The 23,394-nt window shown below is 46.3% G+C and carries 22 protein-coding genes; 8 read left to right on the top strand and 14 right to left on the bottom strand.

The genetic code is table 11. The annotated features are described in order from the left end of the window. The first annotated feature begins 5 nt into the window (after positions 1 to 5). The 3 genes from KOD92_RS15810 (at position 6) to KOD92_RS15800 (ending at position 4,224) form a co-directional block, all read left to right on the top strand. Positions 6 to 2,615 carry a PAS domain S-box protein gene (locus KOD92_RS15810; protein ID WP_215234547.1) on the top strand — a complete coding sequence of 870 codons (2,610 nt, stop codon included), beginning with the start codon at positions 6 to 8 and terminating at the stop codon, positions 2,613 to 2,615. A gap of 19 nt (positions 2,616 to 2,634) precedes the next feature. Further along, the gene (locus tag KOD92_RS15805) at positions 2,635 to 3,027 is read left to right on the top strand and encodes a response regulator (RefSeq protein WP_215234546.1); all 393 of its coding nucleotides are present in this window, start codon (positions 2,635 to 2,637) and stop codon (positions 3,025 to 3,027) included. Between the two features lie 174 nt (positions 3,028 to 3,201). Further along, entirely contained in the window at positions 3,202 to 4,224 is a 1,023-nt protein-coding gene (locus KOD92_RS15800) for a chemotaxis protein CheB (protein ID WP_229254698.1), read from the top strand. Between the two features lie 8 nt (positions 4,225 to 4,232). On the opposite strand, the gene KOD92_RS15795 is transcribed toward KOD92_RS15800, so the two are convergent. The 7 genes from KOD92_RS15795 to KOD92_RS15765 are packed head-to-tail and all read right to left on the bottom strand — an operon-like array spanning position 4,233 to position 10,167. Then, on the bottom strand, positions 4,233 to 4,739 hold the full coding sequence (locus KOD92_RS15795; RefSeq protein WP_215234545.1) for a cupin domain-containing protein: 507 nt from the start codon (positions 4,737 to 4,739) through the stop codon (positions 4,233 to 4,235). A 30-nt stretch (positions 4,740 to 4,769) separates the two neighbouring features. Next, a complete protein-coding gene (locus KOD92_RS15790; RefSeq protein WP_215234544.1) occupies positions 4,770 to 7,016 on the bottom strand; it encodes a xanthine dehydrogenase family protein molybdopterin-binding subunit in 2,247 nt (748 codons plus the stop codon). A gap of 25 nt (positions 7,017 to 7,041) precedes the next feature. After that, positions 7,042 to 8,025, bottom strand: a complete 984-nt coding sequence (locus tag KOD92_RS15785) for an FAD binding domain-containing protein (RefSeq protein WP_215234543.1) — start codon at positions 8,023 to 8,025, stop codon at positions 7,042 to 7,044. Further along, positions 8,022 to 8,660: a (2Fe-2S)-binding protein gene (locus KOD92_RS15780; protein WP_215234542.1), complete on the bottom strand. Its 639-nt coding sequence runs from the start codon at positions 8,658 to 8,660 to the stop codon at positions 8,022 to 8,024. Before KOD92_RS15780 ends, KOD92_RS15785 begins: the two co-directional genes overlap by 4 nt. Before the next feature lie 33 nt (positions 8,661 to 8,693). Next, the gene (locus KOD92_RS15775; protein ID WP_215234541.1) at positions 8,694 to 9,272 is read right to left on the bottom strand and encodes a DapH/DapD/GlmU-related protein; all 579 of its coding nucleotides are present in this window, start codon (positions 9,270 to 9,272) and stop codon (positions 8,694 to 8,696) included. A 10-nt stretch (positions 9,273 to 9,282) separates the two neighbouring features. Continuing rightward, positions 9,283 to 9,777, bottom strand: a complete 495-nt coding sequence (locus KOD92_RS15770) for a cyclophilin-like fold protein (protein ID WP_215234540.1) — start codon at positions 9,775 to 9,777, stop codon at positions 9,283 to 9,285. A gap of 9 nt (positions 9,778 to 9,786) precedes the next feature. Continuing rightward, positions 9,787 to 10,167, bottom strand: coding sequence for a putative quinol monooxygenase (locus tag KOD92_RS15765; RefSeq protein ID WP_215234539.1), 381 nt, complete (start codon positions 10,165 to 10,167; stop codon positions 9,787 to 9,789). A 160-nt stretch (positions 10,168 to 10,327) separates the two neighbouring features. Here KOD92_RS15765 and KOD92_RS15760 point away from each other — a divergent pair, with 160 nt between their 5' ends. From KOD92_RS15760 to KOD92_RS15745, 4 genes are all read left to right on the top strand, one after another. After that, positions 10,328 to 11,224 carry a helix-turn-helix domain-containing protein gene (locus KOD92_RS15760; protein ID WP_215234538.1) on the top strand — a complete coding sequence of 299 codons (897 nt, stop codon included), beginning with the start codon at positions 10,328 to 10,330 and terminating at the stop codon, positions 11,222 to 11,224. Further along, positions 11,224 to 12,069, top strand: coding sequence for a chromate resistance protein ChrB domain-containing protein (locus KOD92_RS15755; RefSeq protein ID WP_215234537.1), 846 nt, complete (start codon positions 11,224 to 11,226; stop codon positions 12,067 to 12,069). The genes KOD92_RS15760 and KOD92_RS15755 overlap by 1 nt, the downstream gene beginning before the upstream one ends. Positions 12,070 to 12,147: 78 nt before the next feature. Further along, positions 12,148 to 13,344, top strand: a complete 1,197-nt coding sequence (locus tag KOD92_RS15750; protein ID WP_215234536.1) for a chromate transporter — start codon at positions 12,148 to 12,150, stop codon at positions 13,342 to 13,344. Between the two features lie 21 nt (positions 13,345 to 13,365). Next, entirely contained in the window at positions 13,366 to 14,103 is a 738-nt protein-coding gene (locus KOD92_RS15745) for a DUF2490 domain-containing protein (RefSeq protein ID WP_215234535.1), read from the top strand. Between the two features lie 11 nt (positions 14,104 to 14,114). On the opposite strand, the gene KOD92_RS15740 is transcribed toward KOD92_RS15745, so the two are convergent. Further along, positions 14,115 to 16,613, bottom strand: a complete 2,499-nt coding sequence (locus KOD92_RS15740) for a CheR family methyltransferase (protein ID WP_229254697.1) — start codon at positions 16,611 to 16,613, stop codon at positions 14,115 to 14,117. A 183-nt stretch (positions 16,614 to 16,796) separates the two neighbouring features. On the opposite strand from KOD92_RS15740, the gene KOD92_RS15735 reads away from it, so the two are divergent. Then, positions 16,797 to 17,885 (top strand): fatty acid desaturase, encoded by a 1,089-nt coding sequence (locus KOD92_RS15735; protein WP_215234534.1) that lies wholly within the window; start codon positions 16,797 to 16,799, stop codon positions 17,883 to 17,885. On the opposite strand, the gene KOD92_RS15730 is transcribed toward KOD92_RS15735, so the two are convergent. The 6 genes from KOD92_RS15730 to KOD92_RS15705 form a co-directional block, all read right to left on the bottom strand. Further along, on the bottom strand, positions 17,886 to 18,113 hold the full coding sequence (locus KOD92_RS15730) for a hypothetical protein (RefSeq protein ID WP_215234533.1): 228 nt from the start codon (positions 18,111 to 18,113) through the stop codon (positions 17,886 to 17,888). Between the two features lie 11 nt (positions 18,114 to 18,124). Further along, positions 18,125 to 19,162, bottom strand: coding sequence for an SDR family NAD(P)-dependent oxidoreductase (locus KOD92_RS15725; RefSeq protein WP_215234532.1), 1,038 nt, complete (start codon positions 19,160 to 19,162; stop codon positions 18,125 to 18,127). Between the two features lie 94 nt (positions 19,163 to 19,256). Further along, positions 19,257 to 20,429, bottom strand: a complete 1,173-nt coding sequence (locus tag KOD92_RS15720) for an alpha/beta hydrolase (protein WP_229254696.1) — start codon at positions 20,427 to 20,429, stop codon at positions 19,257 to 19,259. 60 nt (positions 20,430 to 20,489) lie between these two features. Beyond that, positions 20,490 to 20,906 (bottom strand): pyridoxamine 5'-phosphate oxidase family protein, encoded by a 417-nt coding sequence (locus tag KOD92_RS15715; RefSeq protein ID WP_215234530.1) that lies wholly within the window; start codon positions 20,904 to 20,906, stop codon positions 20,490 to 20,492. 75 nt (positions 20,907 to 20,981) lie between these two features. Continuing rightward, positions 20,982 to 21,857 carry a hypothetical protein gene (locus tag KOD92_RS15710; RefSeq protein WP_215234529.1) on the bottom strand — a complete coding sequence of 292 codons (876 nt, stop codon included), beginning with the start codon at positions 21,855 to 21,857 and terminating at the stop codon, positions 20,982 to 20,984. Positions 21,858 to 21,887: 30 nt separating this feature from the next. After that, a complete protein-coding gene (locus tag KOD92_RS15705; protein ID WP_215234528.1) occupies positions 21,888 to 23,306 on the bottom strand; it encodes an MBOAT family O-acyltransferase in 1,419 nt (472 codons plus the stop codon). Positions 23,307 to 23,394 lie beyond the last annotated feature (88 nt).

Below are 23,394 nucleotides of genomic sequence, written 5' to 3'. Positions count from 1 at the left end.
GGTCTATGGATAAATCAATGAGAATTCTGCATATTGAAGATCTGCCCAGCGATGCGCTCTTTGTGAAAAAGGCGCTCATCAAAGCAGATATTCAACACCAGTTGCTGGTTGTCGACACCAGGGACGAGTTTGTAGCTGCATTGGCGGAGTTTTCACCGGATATCATTCTCGCCGACCATTCTCTGCCATCGTTCAACTCCATTGAGGCGCTAAAAATCTTAAATCATACCGCGCTTGAAATTCCTTTTATCGTCGTCACTGCTACTATGAGCGATGAATCGGCGGTGGATTTGCTTATGAAGGGAGCGGATGATTATATTCTGAAAGATCGTCTGAGCAGGCTTCCAATAGCCATTTTCAATGCACTTGAAAAATATCGACTTAAGAAAGAACATCAGAAATTTCTGGATGAGCTTATCATAAGCGAACAGCGCTACCGTGCGCTCATCGAGCACAGTGCGGATGGTGTCATTATCTTAAATGCGCAGGGAAACCCGACTTATGCATCGGTCTCTGTTAAGAATGTTTTGGGATACGATCCGGATGAAGTCTTGGGTATGAACCTCTTAACGCTGATCCATCCTGAGGATAATTTTGATATGAGCATCATGCTCAAGAAAATTCTGGATAATCCCGGAATCACAATGAAAGGCCAAACCGGACGGATGCGCCATAAAGATGGAAGCTGGCGCTGGATCGAGGCAACTGTAACCAATTTACTGGATGATCCGGCTGTCAACGGAATTGTTGATAATTTTCGGGATATAACAGAGCGGAAGCTGGCGCAGGATGCTATTACAGCCAGTGAGGAAAAATACCGGCTTTTGTTTGAAACCAGCATAGACGGTATTCTTTTAACGTCGCAAGATGGTAAGGTACTCGAAGCCAACCAGGCTGCATGCAGCATTTTTCAAAGGACTGAAAGCGAAATCATCAATGCGGGCAGATCGGGCCTTGCAGATCTTGGCGATCCCAGGCTATCGGCTCTTCTGGACGAGCGGCTTCGAACAGGAAAAGCCAATGGAGAGGTCTTACTTTTACGTAAAGATGGTTCCAGGTTTGCCGGTGAGATATCGTCAACCGTGTTCAAGAATGCGCATGGAAATGCGAATACTTCCATGATTGTTCGTGATATCAGCGAAAGGAAATATGCGCAGCAGCTTTTGTTACAAAGTGAGCGAAGGCTGGAAAGGGCAACGACTATGGCGCGGGTAGGAAGCTTTGAGGCGGATCCGGCAAATAACCTCGTTTTCTGGTCACCGATGACCAGGCAGATCCACGAAGTCGACGCCAACTTTATTCCTGACATGGAAACGGCCATGAACTTTTATAAGGCGGGCTATGACCGGGAAGCTATACACCAGTCAATGGACCAGATACTTAAGTACCAGACATCGTTTGATATAGAACTTCAGATCGTTACTGCGAAGGGAAATGAGCGTTGGGTGCGTGTGATGTGCGAAGCTGAACTGGTCAATGGTAATTGTATCCTTTATGGCAGCTTTCAGGATATTGATAAAATAAAAAAGTCAGAATCAGAGGTTCTCAGGTCTTATGAAGAAAAAAATGTCATCCTTGAAAGTATTGGAGATGCGTTTTTCGCGATAGATAAGGATTGGGTGATCAACTACTGGAATAAGGAGGCCACCCGGCTTTTGGGACCGACTAAAAGCGAGGTGCTTAACCGAAATCTTTGGGACCTGTTTCCGTCAAACATAGATTCCGAGTCTTGCAAACAATACAATTATGCTGTTGAAAGTGGTCAGGTGGTTCATTTTGAGGATTACTATGAACCGTTGAACAGATGGCTGGAAGTGAGTGCATATCCCTCGGTAAATGGCTTGTCTGTCTTTTTTAAAGACATTACAGAACGCAAACTGTCTGAGAAGAAGCTTAATGAACTAAATAATAACCTCCATCAATACTCGAATGAACTTGCTCTTTCAAACAAGGGGCTTGAACAATTCTCATATATGGTCTCGCACAACCTGCGCGCACCGGTTGCCAATATCATCGGACTCTCAGGTTTGTTAAGTGATGAAAATTATCCATCGGAGTTGAAAAGGGACTTTTTGAATGGAATTCTGGACAATGTAAAAAGGCTGGATGTAGTGATTACGGACTTAAATTCCATTCTGCAGATCAAAAAAGAAATTGGAGAAAAGAGTGAAACAGTCAATTTTGAAGATCTGGTTAACAGCATTAAGGACAGTATACCAAATGTAATACACAAAGAAAATGTACGGATTGTGACCGATTTTCAGCGGGCATGCGAATTGTTTACGCTTAAAACATATCTGTACAGCATATTTCATAACCTGATCAGCAACAGCATCAAATATCATCAGGCCGGGCTGGCTCCTTCAATTCAAATCAGTAGCAGGGTATCAGACGGCAGGCTCACTTTATCCTTTAAAGACAATGGACTGGGAATAGACCTGGTTAAGAAACGGGAACATCTTTTCGGGCTCTATAAGCGCTTTCATAACCACGTGGAAGGCAAAGGTATGGGCCTTTTTATGGTCAAAACCCAGGTAGAAATGTTGGGGGGATCCATATCAGTTTTTAGTGAAGTAAATAAAGGGACCGAGTTTTTGATCGAATTTAATTTGTAGAAGCCTAATAACCCGCCTGATGACACCACAAAGCCGATTTATAGTTGTAGACGATGATCCACTGAATAACCTTGTATGCAACCATATCATCCTCAAATTTGCTCCTGACGCAGAGATCAAGCTTTTTACAAATCCCGAAAAAGCACTTGAAACGGTTCAAACCCTTGGAGAAAGCGTTGAAGAGGGTGAATATGTGCTCTTTCTGGATGTAAATATGCCTACTATGAGCGGTTGGGAATTTCTGGAAGCATTCGAGAACCTGGATGAAAAAATCCACCAGCGATTCAAAATCTATATTCTCTCTTCTTCGATAGACCAGGGAGATATCCAGAAAGCCGCTGCGAGTCCGTTCGTCAGGGGCTATTACCCCAAGCCGCTCAATCTCGAAACAATGGGACAGTTAAGTTTATAACACGCCAGCGGGCATAAACCAATAATTCGGGCACAGATATGTTCATCCTAATAATTGGAACTGTGGCATAATTATAATAACACACACCATTTCTGATGTAATTCTGCTCCAACACAATGATCATTTTGCGTTCAGGTACGACTTGCATAAATATAATCACTAAGAGAAAATATTATGAATATGCATGCTCGCGACATTGTCGTTATCGGATCATCTGCCGGAGGTGTAATTGCATTGAAGGAACTCGTAAAATCATTTGATAAAGACCTGGCGGCGAGCGTGTTTGTTGTCCAGCATCTGGCGGCGGATCACGTCAGTTACCTGCCGCAGATACTTTCCAATCACGGGCCCTTGCCCGCATTACAACCCCAGGATGGCGAAGAGATCAGGAAAGGCGTCGTTTATGTAGCACCCCCAGACCATCACATGATCATTGAAAATGGTCGTATTTTAATCAAGAAGGGACCTAAGGAAAATAATTTCAGGCCATCGATTGACGCGCTGATGCGGTCCGCTGCTTACTGGTACGGCAGCCGGGTAATGGCGGTGGTACTCACCGGATATTTGAATGACGGAAGTTCCGGATTATGGTCGGTTGCTCAGTTTGGCGGACTTACAATGGTTCAAAGCCCGCAAGATGCTCTTCATCCCGATATGCCTAACAATGCGCTTGAATATGTGGATGCGGATTATAATATGCCTTTAAAAGAGATTGGTCCTATTATTAACCAGCTGGTCGGTCAGCCTGTCGGGCTGACTCAGATAGAAAACAATTTACTTAAAGAAAGGATTAAGGCTGAAATAGAAGTCGCTGCGCAAAAGAACGCCCTATTAAAAGGTATCAACAAGATGGGCGAAAAAACGGACTTGACCTGCCCCGACTGTGGCGGGGTATTGACCGGTTTCGAGGAAGGTTCAAAAATCCGCTATCGGTGCCATACCGGGCATGCATTTTCCCAAGGCGCATTATGGTCGGGTATTACCGACTTAGTTGAAACGAAGTTATGGCAAGCGATGCGCGCGATGGAAGAAGGTATCCTGTTTTTAGAGCAAGCCGTGACACGAAGCGAATTAAGTGAAAACCTGACTGATGCCAGGTCTTTTGAGATCAAAGCTGAAATCCTGCGGGACCGGTCCAAGGCACTGCTCAATTATATTTATAACCAGGGGCAGCTTACAGACATCAAGATACCCTGATAAGTAGCCTATTTGAATGCGTTGTATTCTTTATCAGTAACAGGTTGCAGCCATTCCACGATCCCTTTTCCGGTATTGGGGATAATATACATCTGATGCAAGCTACTGTCCGGGGTCGCTCCGTGCCAGTGCTCCACATTCGGCGGACATTTCACTACATCGCCTTTCCGCATTTTTTCAATCGGTTTCCCTTTAATTTGATGAAACCCTTCCCCGGCCGTGATGATCAAAATCTGCCCAGCCGGGTGTTTATGCCAATTGGACCTTGCACCTGGCTCGAAAAGCACATTTCCGATCACTGTATTGTAGGTCGAGTCGTTGTCAAGCAGCCCATAGTTAAATGCCTTTCCTGTAAAATTCTCGGCAGGTCCCTGTTTACCTTTTGGAAAAATAGCTTGTTGAGTATTCTCATCAACCTTAATATTCTTTTGTGAAAAACCTTCTACGTATACCAGCAGGGTCGTAACCAGGGCCAGTATTAGTCTTATCCTAAGTATTTGTGCTGTCTGTTTCATTTACTTGATTCGTCATTATATCATGGAACTTCAAATGAGCTTATCCGGTGTGATCGGCAGTTCGCGCACCCGCTTCCCGGTGGCATTAAATACTGCGTTTGCAATCGCGGGAGCTACACCAATAATGGCAATCTCACCGAGCCCCTTACTACCCACCGGATCGGCCAGGAGATCGGGTTTGTTTACAAAATACACATCAATATCAGGAACGTCTGCGTGAACCGGAACGTGGTAATCGCCTAAATCTTTGGTCACGTAGCGACCAAATCGGTGATCCATCACAGCATCTTCCGTCAAAGCCATACCGATTCCGCCCGTTGCCCCGCCGATCATCTGGCTTTCCGCCGTTTTCGGGCTGACGATTGTTCCCGCATCCGCGCAGCAAACGATTTTTTTGACCCGCACTTGTCCGGTGAAAGGATGCACATGAACCATTGCAAAGTGCATGGAAAATGCATTCATTGAATATTTATTGCGGTTTTCGTCAGGTTTGGATTCGTTGGTAGTCTCTATTTTTTCAATGTTATTTTGTTTGAATAAATCGGCAAGTGTTGTTTTCGCAGACTTCCCTGCAAGCTGTAATTCACTTTTATCGAACATTAAATCATCGGGCTTCGCGGAAGTAAAAGCGGAATTTCCCTTCGCTGCGGCCATAGTAATAAGCTGCTCTTTCAATGCGTTGCAAGCCGCCAGTACCGCAGGCCCCACGCTATTCACGGTTGACGAACCTCCCTGCAATCCGGCATTCGGAAACTCGGAGTTACCGAGGTGAAAGGTTATTTTGTCAGTAGGGATTCCGGTTGTGTTTGACGCGATCTGCACCATCGCTGTTCCAGTTCCTGGGCCAATGTCGGTGATCGCACAATGCATTACGAGGTTACCTTCTTTGTCAAGTTCCGCATGCACAGTAGCTGAGTTCCGGTTTGCTCCGAATGTACCGGTTCCCATTCCGTAACCTACAAGCCATTCTCCGTCACGCACTTCACCGGGTTTCAGCTTGCGGTTTTCCCAGCCAATGCGTTTTTTACCTTCTTCATAACATTCCCGCATGTATTTGGTCGACCACGGCATATTCTTGTCCGGATCAGATTCGGTGTAATTGGCCAGCCTGAAATCGATCGGGTCCATTCCAATAGCGTGCGCCACTTCGTCCATTGCTGATTCCAATGCAAAAGCCCCGGTCGCTTCCCCCGGCCCGCGCATCCAGATAGGTGTAGCAAGGTTAAGCGGCAGAATGCGGTAGCGCGTACTTACACTTGGCGACGCGTACATCATCCTGGTCTGCATCAGGGTCGATTCGGTAAATTCTTCATAACTCGAAGTTTGTCCTATCGATTGGTGGTTAATAGCCACAAGCTTTCCCTCCTTAGTTGCCCCTACCTGTATTTTTTGCCAGGTACGCGGACGGTATCCCACCATAGTAAACATCTGCTCACGGGTCAAAACCAGCTTCACAGGCCGTTTAACCTGTTTGGCAGCAATAATTGCGGCTGTTTCGTGCGGCCAGTTATGCAGTCCGTTCCCAAATGCGCCTCCCACAAAAGTTGCAATGCACTTTACATTCTCCTCAGGGATATTCCATTCTTTGGCAAAGTTTTTCTGGGTCATTTTGGTACCCTGAACTTTGTCATAAACCGTCAGCTTATTGTCCGCTTCCCAGTGCGCAATGATCGACTGCAGCTCCATCGGGTTGTGCACCTCGGTCGGCAGCACGTATTCCGCTTCAAACTTCACCGGGGCACTTTCAAATGCATCCTTCTGGCCACGTTCATAATCTGCCGTCGGCGATTTTGGGTTCTTCTTTGCGGAAGCGGCCAGCTTTGCATCACCGGCATTTGCCTCCAAATCTGTCTTATGCTGCTCTTTGGTGTACTGGATTTTAACCAGCGAAGCACCAAACTGTGCCTTTTCAAGACTGGTGGCGACCACGGCCACGATCGGCTGATCGTTAGAGACGATTTTATTATCAAAAAACACCCGTAGCGGCTGACCATTTGTAGACGGTTCGGAAGGGTGTTCGCCTTTCGGCTGGTAACCAGGCACTTTAATCGCATTCAAATGCGAAATCACAGCCAGTACACCCGGCGCACGCTCGGCTGCCTTGGAATCAATGCTTTTGATAGTCCCTTTGGCGATCCGGCTGCCGACCAGTACAGCGAAAGCCATATTCGGCAACGGATATTCAGCGGAGTATTTGGCTGCTCCCGTCACTTTCAACCGGCCGTCCACCCGATCGAGCGGCTTATATTCTTTTTTATCGAAAAATGCTTCATTCATGATTTCTTGTCGTTCAGGTTGGGGACTATACCAGGCCAGCGGCATTTTTCAGCGCTTCCACAATCACATTTGGTCCTAGCTTTAATTTAAATGCATTGTGCTTGTAAGCCTTCGCACCTTGCATAGCTATCTCGGCTGCCTGGCGGAAAGTCTCCTCAGTAGCAGGTTTTCCGACCAATGCTTTTTCAGCTTCTTTTAAGCGCCAGGGCTTGTGTGCAACTCCGCCCATTGCCAGCCTCGCCTCCTTGATCACCTTTCCGTCGATATTTAAAGCCGCCGCCACCGATACCAGTGCAAATGCATAGGAAGCGCGGTCGCGGATCTTCATATAGTGGCTGTTCTTACTGAATGCATTATCTGGTATCTCTACCGAAAGGATCATTTCATTGTTTTGAAGCGTATTATCCTTCTCCGGCTGGTTGCCAGGTAGCCGGTGAAATTCTTCAAACGGAATGCGCCTCTCCCCTTTCGGGCCCGCTACCAATACCGTAGCATCCAGCGCGACCAGAGCAATGCACATATCGCTTGGGTGCACGGCAATGCATTGTTCACTCGTTCCAAAAACGGCGTGCATCCGGTTCATCCCTTCCAATGCGCCGCAGCCGGAACCAGGCTCGCGTTTGTTACAAGGCAATGCAGTATCGTAAAAATAGTGGCAACGCGTGCGCTGCATGATATTACCTCCCACACTTGCCATATTCCTGATCTGCGCCGAAGCGCCTGCATTCAAGGCCTGTGAAAGCAGCGGGTGTTTTTCCATGATCAGTTTATCATCCGCTACCTGGCTGTTGAGCGCCATTGCGCCAATGCTGATCTTGCCGTCCTGTTGCCGGATTTCCCTGAGCGGCAATGCGTTGATGTCAATCAGTTTGTTGGGAGCCATTACATTCCGTTTCATCAGATCGACCAGGTTCGTACCTCCGGCGATAATCTTTGCATTGGAATTATTGGTCAGGGCATTTACTGCGGCTTGCGCCGTCGATGCGCGTTCGTATTGAAACTGTATCATGATTTTTGCCCCCCGTTTTTAACTTCCTGAATCGCCTTCACAATGTTGGGATATGCACCGCAGCGGCAGATATTACCGCTCATAAATTCCTTTATATCCTCCTTAGTTTCTGCATGTCCTTCATTAATACAGGCAATCCCGGACATGATCTGGCCCGGCGTGCAGTAACCACACTGGAAACCATCATGTTTGATAAAAGCCTTTTGCATCGGGTGTAGCTCGTCCCCTTTTGCAATTCCCTCGATAGTAGTAACTTCTTTACCTTCCTGCATTACCACAAGGCTCAGGCACGACAGTACACGCTGCCCATTTACATGCACTGTGCACGCGCCGCATTGACCGTAATCACATCCTTTTTTAGTCCCTGTTAAATTGAGCTGTTCACGCAAGACGTCCAGAAGTGTGGAGCGCGGCTCAACGGCCAGCTGCTTTTTCGCACCATTGATCGTCAGGTTCACCGGAGTGGTTTCAAATGCCGCGCTGATCTTTTCTCCCAGATTATATTCCGCCGCTTTGGCGACTGTGGCAGGCGCGACGGCAATCGCAGTCAGAATAGAAGATGCTTTCAAAAAGTCCCGCCTGGACTCCTGATGATCTTCCTTTTCAGGCTTTTTGTTAGATTTATTTTTGTCCATGGTGATATATTTTTAATAACAGGGGTTTCCTGCTTACAGAATTTGCTTGACAACTTTGGCCGGAATTCCTGCCACAACAGTATTTGGGGGCACATCCCGGCTCACTACCGCGCCAGCGGCGACCACTGCATTCTCTCCAATCGTAACTCCGGGAAGGATCGTAGCACCAGCGCCGATCCAGGCATTTCTCTTAACAATAATCGCGCCCAGTAACAGAGTTTTCCGATCTGCGGGATCGAGCGGATGAGTTTCGGAGGTGAGGTTCACCCGCGGCCCGATCTGCACATGATCTTCAATGATAATCCCGCCAATATCCAGAAATGAGCAGGCATGGTTAATAAAAACGTTTTTACCGAGCCGGATTGACCGACCGAAGTTGGTGTGAAACGGAGGGAATATGGTGGTAGATTGGTCTATCTCAGTTCCTATTATCTCCCCCAGCCTACTGCGCACATCATCCGGACTTTTCACTTCCGCGTTCATTTCAACACAAAGCCTGATGGTTCGGGAAACCACTTCGCTAAACTTGCCATATTCCGGATCATCTTTCCGGATCGGCCCGCCAGCCTTCATTCGGTCGAAAATATCTGCGTCTGTTGGTTGATAGTTCATAGTTCTTTTTTTACTCCAGTTCAAATATCACTGTCACATTTCCCGAACCGGCAGCCGATGCTGCCAATGCCGCTTCGAGCCCGGAAGTATCTGCTATTCGCCCCAGTCTGGTGTAAGAATACGATGTTGCAAAGCTTTTGTAGAACAGTACAAGCACATTTGAACCGTAAATCATTAAGTCACCCGTATTTATCGTTCTAGGATTTGATGCGTTGGTTGGCAGGTTTGTAGGGAAATTATAAAGCTTTTCATTTCCGTTCAGCTCGCTCATGGAAATAGTCAGTGGCAGTCTTGCTTTAAAAGCGCTCGCCGTAGCATTATCAAAAAGAGTTGCATTAAACGTTTTTGAACCGATCTTGATTTTCAGCTGGTTGCTCATCGTATCGCGGGTATTTTCATCATTGTTCTCCACATTCACATCAGGAATTGCCGGCTCGTCTGTTTTGCAGGCTATACTTCCTGTTACGAAAAAAAGTCCCATTAGAAGGATTATCAGATTTTTCATTTTCATCTCCTAGTTACTTTTGGTAAATATTGCCGACATCGTTTTTGGATCGAGCGCGTCCATATCAATGAGCTTCAACGCTTTCACCATTTTCAGGGTGGTTGTTTTGTAATGTTGAAAATGCGGGGTCTTTAAATGCGCCTGATACGCAGCGCTGTCGGCATATATCTCCACGATCCTGATCTGGGTGGGCTCTTGCCTGATGCGCATTGGAAAAATGGCTACCACACCCTTCTCTTTTTCGACAGAAGCAGCGGCTTCCTCTTTCAAAATCGCATTATATTCGGTCAGATATTCCGGCAGGATTTCGATTTCGGAGATCCGTACCATCATCGTTTGTGCGGTGCTTATTGTTGTGCTAAAAAGCAACATGCCAAGTATATTTCTCATAATCAAATATTTGTCCTTAATCTGTATAGCAAAGGTCGATCCAGGGCAGTTTCCATTTTTATACAGATCACTGTTTTATTAACCACTTTTACGGATTCAACCTGCTATAAGAATATACCGGTTAGCGCATCACTATATTTGAAACCTAATTCTCAGGGATATGGAAAAAGTAGAAAGGATAGATTCGGTAAAGCAGTACAATAACTGGATCGGAACCGACACGCTGCACCCGCTGGTAAGTGTGATTAATTTCAATGAAATACCCTCCGTGCAGCATTTCAGGCGCTATATGGGTGTATATGCCGTGTTCCTGAAAAATATCAAATGCGGCGATATGACCTATGGTTGCCAGCCTTACGATTATGAAGACGGCACATTGGTTTTTGTAGCGCCCGGGCAGGTTTATGGTATTGATAGTAAGGGAATTGCCACGAAACCGTCAGGATACGCGCTCATTTTCCACCCCGACCTGATCGCGGGTACACACCTGGGAAAAATGATCAAAGAGTACACTTTTTTTTCGTACGAGGTGAGTGAAGCATTGCATTTATCCAAAAAAGAAAGGGAGACAATCATTGATTCTTTCGAGAAAATAAAAGTTGAAATAGACCAGAACATTGACAAACACAGTAAGACGCTGATCGTTTCTAATATCGAATTGTTTCTCAATTACTGCATGCGGTTTTACGACAGGCAGTTCATTACGCGGGTCAATGTCAATAAGGATATTCTGGGACGTTTTGAAGAACTGCTGAATGATTATTTCAAGTCAGGAAAAGCACAAACACTAGGTCTGCCGAGCGTGGCTTACTGCGCGGAAAGTCTGCATTTATCGCCGAATTATTTTGGGGATCTCATTAAAAAAGAAACGGGAAACACGGCTTTGGACTTTATTCAATCCAGGTTGATCGACGAAGCGAAAGTGAAAATTTTTGAGGCAAATACATCACTAGGCGAGATCGCGTATGAGTTGGGATTTAAATATCAGCAACACTTTACAAGACTTTTTAAGCAAAAGACTGGCGTTACGCCTAATGAATATCGCAATTTGAATTAATGAACTGGATTACACGTGACCGACCCAAGATTGACCGGATCGCCTGCCCCTGGCTGATCATAAGGTTCATTGATCCAGATGCACAAATATTTTTCGTCCCGTTTAACCAGGTTAAAGTCAGGGCAGCGGAGCTCGAAGCCACACCTTTTGACATCCCCGACACGGAATTTACACATTACGAAGACCGGTGTACATTCGATTTTTTTCTGGAACGATATGAAATTGAAGATCCCGCATTAAAAGATATGGCGGTTATCATACGCGGCGCGGATACGGATAACCATTCACTTGCTGCGCAGTCGTCAGGACTTTGGGCGATTTCGGCCGGCCTCGCCTACAACATTACCGACGATCAGGAGTTGCTTGAAAAAGGAATGCTGATCTACGATGCGCTTTACAGCTGGGCTGCACATCTGCAAAAGCAAAAGCACACGCAAAGCCCCACAGAAAAGCTACTGCTCGCTGTTTTCAATACATACCTGGACAAACAGAAAACTGAGAACCTCAAAACACCGAAATGGGCCAAAGAGCTCAAAGAAATCATACAGGATCAGATTGATACCAACCTGAGTTTAAGCCTGAAAGAAATCTCAGAGGGGCTGCAAATCCATCCTTCTTATGTATCCCGTGAGTTTTCCAAATATTTCAGTAACCTTTCCTTTGGTGAATACATCCGTAAACTGCGGATCGAAAAAGCCGTAGATCTGCTCGGAAATCCGGATCATACCTTATCCGAAATTGCTTATCTGACCGGTTTCTCAGATCAAAGCCATTTCAACCGAATATTCAAAGCGCATACAGGCGTAAATCCATCAGAATTCCGGAAAAATTTGCTCAAAAAGTAATCCCTGTACAAATCCGTCATTTTCGTTCTATCATTTTGTTGTTGCCCGCGCTAGAATTGCATTTCAATAGCAAACAACGTGACGGAAGAAAGCAGAAAGACGGTATACCCAAAGCCCGTTTATCAATTATCTGATCTGGGCAAATATTTCCTTCAACTCGGAACACTCGGCTTTGGAGGCCCGGTGGCGCTAATCGGCTACATGCACCGCGATCTGGTGGAAGACAAAAAGTGGATATCCGAGGATGAATACAGGGAAGGTCTGGCACTTGCGCAGCTGGCACCGGGCCCGCTGGCTGCACAACTCGGCATCTATCTGGGTTATGTGCATTATGGCGTTTGGGGTGCTACGCTCACCGGCCTTGCATTTGTACTGCCATCTTTTATAATGGTCGTTTTGCTGGGTATGGCTTACAAACTATACGGTGGGCTTCCCTGGATGCAGTCTGTTTTCTACGGCGTGGGCGCTGCGGTGATTGGTATTATTTCACTGAGCTGCTACAAGCTAACGCTGAAATCGATCAGTAAAATTGAGCCGCAGGCGATCAAAAGCCGGTGGCTTTTGTGGATTTTCTTTTTGACGATGGCCATTGTAACCGCCATCACCCAGAGGGAAGAAGTGTTGCTGTTTATCCTGCTCGGCTTCATTTATATGGTCGTGAAAGCGCCGCCAAAGTGGTTGCAAAGAAGAGATACTTCTTTATCTGTGGTTCTCTTGGTAGGAACCGGCTTCTGGCAATATGAGCCCGGCGAGCTAGTCAAACTGGGGCTGTTTTTCACTGAGGCAGGCGCATTTGTATTTGGCAGTGGCCTTACAATTATTCCGTTTTTACAGGCAGGAGTTGTTGGTGAAATGGGCTGGCTCAATGAGCAGCAGTTCCTGGATTCTGTCGCTGTCGCCATGATCACGCCGGGGCCCGTGGTGATCACAGTTGGCTTTATCGGCTTTCTGGTTTCCGGGTTTGCGGGAGCGGCTGTTGCCGCGTTGGGCGTTTTTCTCCCCTGCTTTGTTTTTACAGTTTTGCCTGCGCCATATTTCAAGAAGATATCTAAAAATACAAGCATTAAAGCCTTTGTGGACGGGATCACAGCGGCTGTCGTAGGCGCGCTGGTAGGTTCCGTTTTCGTCATCGCTACTCGCTCGATCGTCGATGTAGCATCTGCGCTCATTGCCATCATTACCATCCTTGCACTGATTTACATTAAGAAACTACAAGAACCTTACGTCATTTTAGCGGCGGCTATACTGGGCTTTTGCATTAAAACTTACCTATAAATATACTTTTGCCCGTTTTTTATGAAGAAACTCACTTTACTCCTGCTTGTAATTGTCTCAATTCCATCGCTTGGCCAGAAACAGGTCAATAAACACAGCAGCGTGTGGCTGGGCTATTTTAACCAGACCAGGATCTCAGATAAATGGGGTATCTGGCTGGATTTGCATGCGCGCCGAACTGACTTTTTGGAACGCTGGTCTACTCAGATCATCAGGCCGGGCATTACCTATTACGCGAATGACCATCTCAGGTTTACAGCCGGTTATGCTTATGCGCGAAGCTATCCCGCGCCTGGCTTGCATACAGTGCGGCCCGAAAACAGGCTTTGGCAACAAGTACTTTGGACAAGCCGGCAAAAGAGACTGCAAACCCAGCAATGGATAAGGGTGGAAGAACGCTTTAACCGGAAAATTGTTAACGACAAGTTGCAAGACGGCTACAATTTCAACTTCCGTTTCCGGTATTTAATCAATTTAATGGTGCCACTGAACAGGGATTTCATCGAGCCTAATACGCTGTTCTTTGCATTCAACGATGAAGTGCATATTAATGCAGGCAAGCAGATTACTTACAATATATTTGATCAAAACCGCCTCTTCGTCGGTCTTGGCTACCAGTTTACCAAAAGCTTGAATATGCAGGTAGGTTACATGAACCAGTTCCAGCAGCTTCCTTCCGGCAATCATTTCAACAGTAATAATGTGTTAAGGGTATTTGTCTTTCACAACCTGGATATCCGACCTAAAAAATTGCCCTGAAGTCTCAATCGCTACTTTCTCTTTTCAAGCTCTTGCTGGATTTCTTTCAGGTTAGTAATGTCATTAAAAGTAATAATAGCACCTGTCGTTTTATTTCCCAGCCTGCGAATGTAAGGCATAGTCGTCACCTGGTACCATTTCCCGTCATTGGCCTGCGCCTCCCTGCTCACCGACTGTCCATCTTCAAGCACTTTATCAATATCCTCGGACAGCGTTTCAAACCTGAAGTTGGTCGAGATATTGGTGATCGGTCTGCCGATATCGGTTTCCAGCAAATTGATGTGCCGGACCGTCCCTGGTGAAAACCGTATGAGCCGAAGGTCGGAATCAACAAAAAGCTGGCCACTGGTATTGCTCCTGAAATAATTGTTCAGATCATCGTTGAGCTCAGAAAGCTCCCTGTTTTTTAGCAGATAGTCTGAGTTCAACGTATGCAATTCTTCATTGACCGACATCATTTCCTCATTCGTGCTTTGCAGCTCTTCATTGGCCGATAGCAGCTCCTCGTTGAAGGACTGCATGTTTTCGTTTAGTGAAAAAAGCTTTTCATTGGCTGAGGCCAGTTCTTCTTTCAGGTCTTTGTTTTCTTGCTCCAAAGTCCTGGTATAATCATCCAGGTACAGCTTTTCGTCGTAAACCATGACGCTTTGAGCGGCGGAGCCGGCTTGTTCCTCTTCACTGAATTGAACAAGCAAAAATCCATTGGGCCTGCCTTTGAAAATCATGGGACTGACAGAAAGGCCCACATTGATTGTCTGTCCTGCCTGCTCGATCATGACCCCTTTGACGGTCGCCGTTTGTTGGGTCTGTTTCATCTTGTTGCAGGCTGTTTTGAATGCAATACTCAAAGCCCCCGGCAAGAGTTCGGTCAGGTCATTTGTGAAAAAATTATGCTGCAGCAGAAACCGGCCGGTGGGGCCGTAGGATTTAACTATCTTATTATTTTCGTCGATACAAACCAGCAGCCGCTGTTCCTGACTGTAAAGGGTTTCGTTAATGGCGCCGTCGAGCGTCCTGTCCGGTGATTTTGTTATTTCCGGTTTGGCCGGGCCGGTAACAGTCGGTTTGAAGTAGGTATGTTCCGGGATGGTAAACCTGTCAATGCCCACACCGTGTTCTGAAATAACTTTTTTGAAAATCTTCGCTTTCTTACTTACCACTTCCAGACCTTTTAATATAGCCAGCGGACTCTCGCTGACACCTAAAAAAAGATAACCCTGTGATTTGAGGCCAAACAGTAGGGTACGGTAAATTTTTTGCTGCAATGCAGCTGTCATATAGATCAAAACGTTTCGGCAACTGATCAGATGCATATTGCAAAAAGGCGGGTTTTTGACCAGGTCATGCCTTGAAAAAATGACCATCTTGCGTAGTTCGTCGCTCACTCTGTAGTTGTCTCCTTCCGGCACGAAATACTTTTGCAGGCGCGCCTTCGGGATCAGTGAAACAACCGTTTCCGAATATACACCCTTACCTGCATGGGCCAGGGCGGCAGCGTCGATATCGGTTGCAAAGATTTTTACCGGATGTTCTTCCAGATCGTCGCCCAGCAGCTCGGCAGCCAATATAGCCATTGAATAGGCTTCTTCGCCGGTCGCGCAACCGGTTACCCATATTCTGAGCTCCTGGCCCGGAATAAGAGTTTTGATAATAGCAGGGAGCACACGCGCTTCCAGGTAGTCGAAGGCTTCCGGGTCACGGAAAAAATCAGTAACGCTGATCAGAAAGTCCTGGGCGAGCGTCTGGATTTCTCCCGGGCTTTTCCTGGCAAATTCCAGGTAATTTTCAAGCCGGTCAAAATTATTATAGGCAGCCCTTCTCTTAATTCTTCTGAGAATGGTCGCTTGTTTGTAGTCTGAAAAATCAAGGGGCAGCTGCTGGCTGATAAGTTCTAAAAGGCTGGCCATATTTTCACCATCGGAGATCCCGGCTGCCAATAGCTCTATTTCCCGCGTAACATAATCTTCTACAACGCTCGGCATCACCTCGGGTTCAACAATAAAATCGACCATACCGGTAGCTGCGGCATTGTAGGGCATACTGTTGAATTCCGCCGTCTCCGGGTTTCGGGCAATGACCATTCCCCCGGATTTTTTAATCGCTTTTATCCCGTCGCTCCCGTCCGAGCCCATTCCTGACAGGATTATCCCGATCGCCTTGGGGCCACAGTCGGCAGCAAGAGAGTTGAAAAATGTATTGATTGTCAGGTGCGGCGCCCGCTGATTTTCTTTTCCACTCAAATGAAGTAAGCCCCCCTGAATGCTCATAAACTTATCTCCCGGGATCACATAAACGAAATTTGCACCCACACGCATACCTTCCTCTGCGGTGACCATCGCCAGCTTGCTATGCCGGGAAAGTACTTCTGCCAGGCGGCTTTCATAATCAGCCGAAAGATGCTGGACCACAATGTAAGCGACACCATCCAACGGCGTATTTTCAAAAAAAGTAATTAACTCATCAAGTCCTCCGGCTGATGCACCAAGGGCTACTATATGGTGAGGATTCATTAAGTCTATGGATAAAAATTACGGCTAATATACCTGACCTGACTTTACACGTAAAATTTATGCCTGTCAGCTTTTTTGCTGTGCTTACCTTGAAAATCACTACCTTTTACAAATTATTATACGGTTGATCAGCTCTCCCGGAATATTTAAAAGCAACTATCACACAAGTATTTATCGAGGAGAATGACAAAAACAGGAGGTGCCCAATTTTTAGATATTGTACTTCAAACACCCTCCTACGGATGGAAAGACAATAATGGCAATTTAATAAAGCCAAGCAGCGGAGAGATTCTCAGGGAATTTTTTACCCGTCTTAATGTGTTTGCCGACCGAAAAAACTGGCTGCCTTTTATGGGCTGGATGAAAGTCCTGATCATGATCCCCTTCCTGGCGCTGTTCCTATTCAAATATTTTTCCTGGCCGTTACTCGCAGTTGCATTCGTGTACAGCATGATCATCATGGGAACGCACGGGACGATCTGGCATCACAGGTATTGTACCCACGCTGCTTATACTTTTCGTAACTCCTTTTGGCGCTTTTTTACCAAAAACCTGACAGTTACCATGGTACCGGAAGAAATTTATGCGATTTCTCACCACGTCCACCATGCCAAGTCCGACCAGCCGGGAGATCCTTATAATGCGCAGGCGGGTTTCCTGTACTGCTTTCTGGCTGATGTAAATCACCAGCCGATTTCAAAAGAACTTACCGAGGCGGAATACAACAAGGTTCGCCGGTTGATGAGCCACACGGGTGTGAAAGGCAATACTTATGCACAATATCTGAAATGGGGCTCCTACGTTCACCCGCGGACTGCGATTGTTTCCACCCTGATCAACTGGGTATTCTGGTACGGCGTATGCTATTTAATAGGCGGCCACGCCCTGGCCTGCACGATATTCGGGGCAGCGGGTTTCTGGGCAGTTGGTGTTCGCACGTTCAATTACGAAGGGCACGGAAAGGGCGAAAAGGTGCAGGTTGAAGGGGTTGATTTTTACAAAAAAGACAACTCTATCAACCAGATCTGGCCTGGTATAGTAGCCGGCGAGTGGCACAATAACCACCATTTATACCCACGGAGCGCAAGAAGTGGCTTCAAACCGCACCAGATCGATCTGGCCTGGTACTATATCCGGTTTATGAAAAGTATCGGTGCCGTAACTGCCTATAAAGATTTCAAAAAGCAATTTTACAGACAGCATTTCCAGCCAGCCACTACTAGTGTCTCCACGAAGCAATTTTCTGCAAATGGCGACGCAGTATTGCGGTAGTTAAAGGATCACCATGATGTCAGAATTGGGCTTATCTTTTTTCTCAAGATATTCCCAGGAAACTATATCTTCTTCCGGGTAAATATTCCCGGTATCCTCCGGACCTTCATCGCCAAGCGCCTCTACAAAAGCTTTCGATCCTTTTTTGTAAACACCTTCTCTGGCTATCCCGTTGATATCCGTAAAAAGAACCAGTGATTGGTCCTCGGGCAACTTTTCATTTCTCATATCATTGATTTTTAAATCTCATTGTTGGCAACAGAAGCCACTTCTGTGCGGTAGTTAATGTCTGATTGGGAAACTTCAGATTCTGATTCATAACCACTTTTGGTTGTGAATCCGTCGGGCGTCATTTTAGGCATGAAGTTATTTGCGGCGGCCGAAAGTGCTGATACCAGGCCGGGATTTGCGCCTTGTAACGCAACTACCAGTTTTGCCGATAATGTCAGGATGATTTCATTTTCCCCATGTTCAATAGCTTCAATGATCTGAGAGGCAGACTTCTCGGCCTTTTGCGAAAATAGCGGTGATGAAGCCATCGTTTTGAACCAGGCGTATTCCGCTTCGTGGTCGCCTTTAACCGATACATTTCTCGGACTACCTGTTTGCATCAGGTTAGGAATAACCGTGGTAACCAGTACATTATCTTTTTTCAGTTCTGCGTGCAGCCCCTCTGAGAGCCCTACCATCGCAAATTTACTCACACTATAAGGCAGCAAATGCGGTACTGAGATCTTCCCTCCTATTGAGCAAATATTGGCGATCCTTCCCTCAGCCTGTTTCAAATGCGGCAACGCGGCTTTAATCATATATAACGCACCCCAAAGGTTCACATCCATCGCCTCTTTGTAGTCATTGATTTCCATGGCGTCCTGCGGCCCCACCACCATCACACCTGCATTATTGATCAATACATCAATTTTACCAAATGCTCCTATAGTTGCTTCTACTATACGTTGCGCATCCTGAGGCACACTTACGTCGGCTGCGAGTGCCAGTATCTTCGCTCCGCTTGCAGTGAGCTCCTGCTCCGCCTGATCCAGCTGCTCCGAGTCTCTGGAACAGATCACCAGATTAGCTCCCTTGTCGGCCAGCTGGCGCGCGAGTATCAATCCCAAACCCCTCGCTCCGCCGGTAATGATCACCACTTTATTATCGAAATCGTATTTGGTGATATTCCGGTAAATTTTCCTTGCGGCTGTGAACAAGCCCAATGCCGCGATCGCGTATAAACCGACTTTCCCGGAGTCTGATAATAGGTTTTTTCCCTGATCCATGGTTATAGCTGTTAATGATGCAGTAACAGGCTAAATTTCTGTGCCTGCGATGCCTCGAAAGCTGCAAGATGGAGTTTGGCTACTATTCATACTATCAGAAGCTTTTTGCAAAAACGATAAAATTGGCCCAGTCAAAGTTGGTCATATCGTGCTCGCCTTCCCGGTTATGATATCCCATCGGCGCTTTCGGAAGCGACTGGTTGATACCCGGCGGAGTTGCGGGCAAGCCAGACTTTTTACCATACAAACCATAAACCTTTTCTGCATGCTTCAATGCCAGATATGTACCCGTCGGATCGGCCCAAAGGTCTTTGGAAGCATTGGTAGCGTATACCGGCCGCGGCGCGATCAATGCAATGAGCATGTGCTGGTCGACGGGAAGCTCGTTTTCCTTATCGTTGAATTTTTTATAATTATTACTAAACCAGTGAGGGAACGTTGTGTTGATCTTGGTAATCCGCTCGCCAAATTGCCTGCGGGCCAGCGCAGCCCCAGTATTGCCTGAACAATTGGTGACACAAGCCGCAAACCGCTGATCTTGCGAAGCCGCCCAAAGTGAAGCTTTCCCACCCCGAGAGTGCCCGACGACGATCACTTTTCTGGCATTGATAGCACGGTCTTTTTCAAAATAATCCATCACCCGGCTCGCGCCCCAGGCCCAGGCGCCTATTGCTTTCATGCCATTATCGGCCGAAAGTTGCTCCGGATACATTTGAAGTACGCCATTCACATAATTATCCTTATCATCAGGAGCGAGGTCGCTTACATGGAATGCAGCAACGACGTAACCGCTGTCAATCATCATTTCGGCGGGCCAGAATTCACTTTTCTTTTGTCTGGTAGGATCTGTATTACTTTTGGGGCGATTGTTGATCAACAGGAATACCGGAACGGGGCCGCTTTTTTTATTAGGGATAAACAGCGTCAAATTAATCCGTACCGACTTTTTGTTCCTGAATACGTCAATAGCGACCTCCTTCAAAGTCGCATTTCCAGACATCGCCTGCGCGTCTTCCGTTACAACAGAATGCCTGATGCTATCAACTGCACGCGGCATTTGTCCGTATATATTGTTTTCAAAAAGCGCGAGGATTTCCGGCCTTCTGGTCTTTTCCCATTGATTTTTGTTCTTGATCTCTTTCCCTGAAACTGTCCTGAGGACTTCGGGCAATGTGTAAGAAGGAACTTTGGATTCGTCATAGTTCTGGGCATGCACGCTGGTTAATGCGACTAGCAGCACAGGCAGGAAACGGATCGATCTAAACATAAAGCGGTGGTTTTCCATATATAAAGAAAAACCACCGCTTCGTCTTATTTACTGAATTATTTAAAACTTAACCTCGCCTTCTTCCTCGCCCTGCCAATACTTGATTTGTTTCGCTTCGACCGTGATCATCGCAATACCTTGTGTATCAAGTCCGTCCTCAAACCAGGCGTTGAGTTCTTCCACCCAATGCTCTTCCATTTTCTCGCGGCTGCGGGTTACTTCTGCTTTTCCTGTTATGGAAATGTAAATGTCCTTTTTGCCCTGGAAACTGAGATTTACGCCGTTATCCATTTCTATGTCACTAACCATTCTTGAATTTTCCCATGTAAAAAAATGAGAATTCCCGTCGTATTCCACCTGCCCGTTATTACTCATTGGCCGGGAGGCTAGCATTCCGTTGGAAGTAGTGGTAGTAAGCATGCATATATCGAGATCCTTCATGATCTCCGCGACGTCCTTCAATGTTTTTTCTGCCATGATCTCAGTTTGTTGATTTTCTAATAGCAGATATCAAAATAGTGCCAGCATGGATTTATCCCGGACAATACCTTTTCAGATATGCTGCCTGTCGAGCTCATTTCTGAAATAACGCAGATACCTGTACACACTGCCGCGCTCGAGGTGCGTAACGTCGGAAGTATAATATCCGCTGCAATCCGGTATTCTGATAAATTTGCAACCCATCGGTTCGAAATTTTCTTCGAGCGCACTCCTTATTTGCACAGGAAGGGGCAGGTCACAAACAAGGGGATCGACCGGTACTTCGAAAAACACGACCTGTACACCTTTTTGCTGAAAACGGGAGACGATTTCCTTCAACCTGCCAATTTGCGTCCGGACCTTCTCAGCCGTCAGTAATTGTTTATTATCCTGCGTGCGCACTTTGAGAAAATGCTGGAAAGTTGATTCGTCACGTTCAAATTTTGCTACCGGCTCTTTGGCCAGACTATCAAGGTGCATTTTGCGCCGGTTTTTCATTCTCGCGATCACTTCCACCGGCTGGTAGTTTTCACGCAGGGATTTGAAATATTTTTTTGCAGGAAATAAAACGGGCGAAAACAATGCGCCGGTAAAATTTTTATCTTCTTCTCTTGAAATGATATTCATCTCTATAAAAAGTCGCTTTGGCTTGTAATTGAGGTTTTCCAGAATGCGCAGGCCATCAAATGACGACTGGCCGTCGAAGGAAAGATTATAGAAGCTTTCCGGAAGGCTGTCTCTGGAAATTTTAGCACTTAGCTTGTTGGCGATCGAAGAGCCTACCATGATATTGTCGTACCGGCCGCCGTCGTAGATCAGGGTGTTTGCACGCATGATATTGGATTGCCACTGATTCTGGCCGATCGTCCAGTAAATATCGGTTGACCGGACAATTATTTCGTACCCTATAAACAGGAGCAAAAAAGTGAGCAGGGAGTATTTGATCATCGTCTAAAATGTGTGCTGAATAGCTTTGATTTAAAACTGGAAGTAAATGAAATCGCCGCCGATTCCTGTATTTGTGACTATCATAAAAAGCATAATGGCCAACGCAAGCGGCTCTGCCCAGCCAAATCTGTGTGCTTTACTGTAATGTGATTTAATCAAATAAATCCCGTGATATACCACTACCGGTATAGAGTAAATGAGGATATAAACGATGATCTTAAACGAAGTGTCCTTGCTTTGATTATTGATGATAGCAACCAGATATTTATATACATGTTGAATATCTGTCAACTTGAATAGCAACCAGGCTAAGGTTACCAGTGAGAAAACGATACAGCCCCCAATCAATTTTCTCACGATCCCGGCTTTCTTATCTTTAAACGTTGCTTGTATAATCAAGCGTTCTGCTACCAGAGCGAGTCCGTGAAAAGTACCCCAAACGGCATAACTCCATGCCGCACCATGCCACAAGCCGCCCAGCACCATCGTAATGAACAGATTGAAGTAGGTTCGAAATTCACCCTTCCGGTTTCCTCCCAGCGGGATATAGAGGTATTCCTTCAGGAACGATGAAAGCGAAATGTGCCAGCGACGCCAGAATTCAGAGAAAGAAGTGGATATATATGGAAAATTGAAATTCTCCATCAGTTTGTAACCAAATAAACCTGCTATCCCCTGGGCGATCAAAGAATACCCGGCAAAATCCGCGAAAATCTGCATAGAGAACCCGAACAGCAATGTGATCAATACCAGCGAAGAATGCGCTTCGAAGAAAGGATATCTGATCCAGAAAGTGTGCTGACTAATCTGGTCCGCAATAACCATTTTTAGAAAATAACCCGTTACCAGCTTTCTGTAACAGTATTCCCAGTCAATGCGACTCAACAGCTTTTCGCTGATCTGCGGGATAAAATCGTGCGCTTTCAGGATCGGCCCGGCGATCAGGTGAGGGAAGAATGCGACGAAAAAAGTGGTGTTGAGCGCGTGCTTCGTGATGGAACGCGCCACCAGGCTTCTGTACTGCGGAATATCCCTGCCTTTGTAAGCATCCACTACGAGACTGATCCCTTCAAATGTAAAAAATGAAATACCGATCGGCAGCGGGATATTGGCCAGAAAAGCGCCTGCTCCGTGATTAACGTCGAACAGAAGTCCGCCAACGAGAGACCCGTATTTGAAGAAGATCAGTATGAGCAAATTGACCACAACGCCAATGATCGCGTACAATTTCTGCCGATCCGCTCGTGCATATACGACCAGATAACTCGTCGTGACATTGATCACAACTGACGACAGAAATAGCGCCAGCAGCTTTGGATTGGAATATCCGTAAAACACCAGGCTCGCGATGATCAGCAAATGAACCTGAATTTTCCGGGCTACCGGAAGGTAATACACAGCCAGAGAGGCGATAACGAGCAGGGCAAATTCAAAACTGTTGAATAGCATAGTGTGCTTTTAAAGTTCTAATGCAGCATTTCTGCATGGCAGACAAAAGAGAGTGTAACTCTAAATATATTATAAAAAGCCGGACAAT

The sequence above is a fragment of the Dyadobacter linearis genome, from assembly GCF_907165045.1.
GTDB lineage: Bacteria > Bacteroidota > Bacteroidia > Cytophagales > Spirosomataceae > Dyadobacter > Dyadobacter linearis.
Note: the sequence above shows the minus strand (reverse complement) of the source record. Positions and strands in the feature narration are given on the sequence as shown.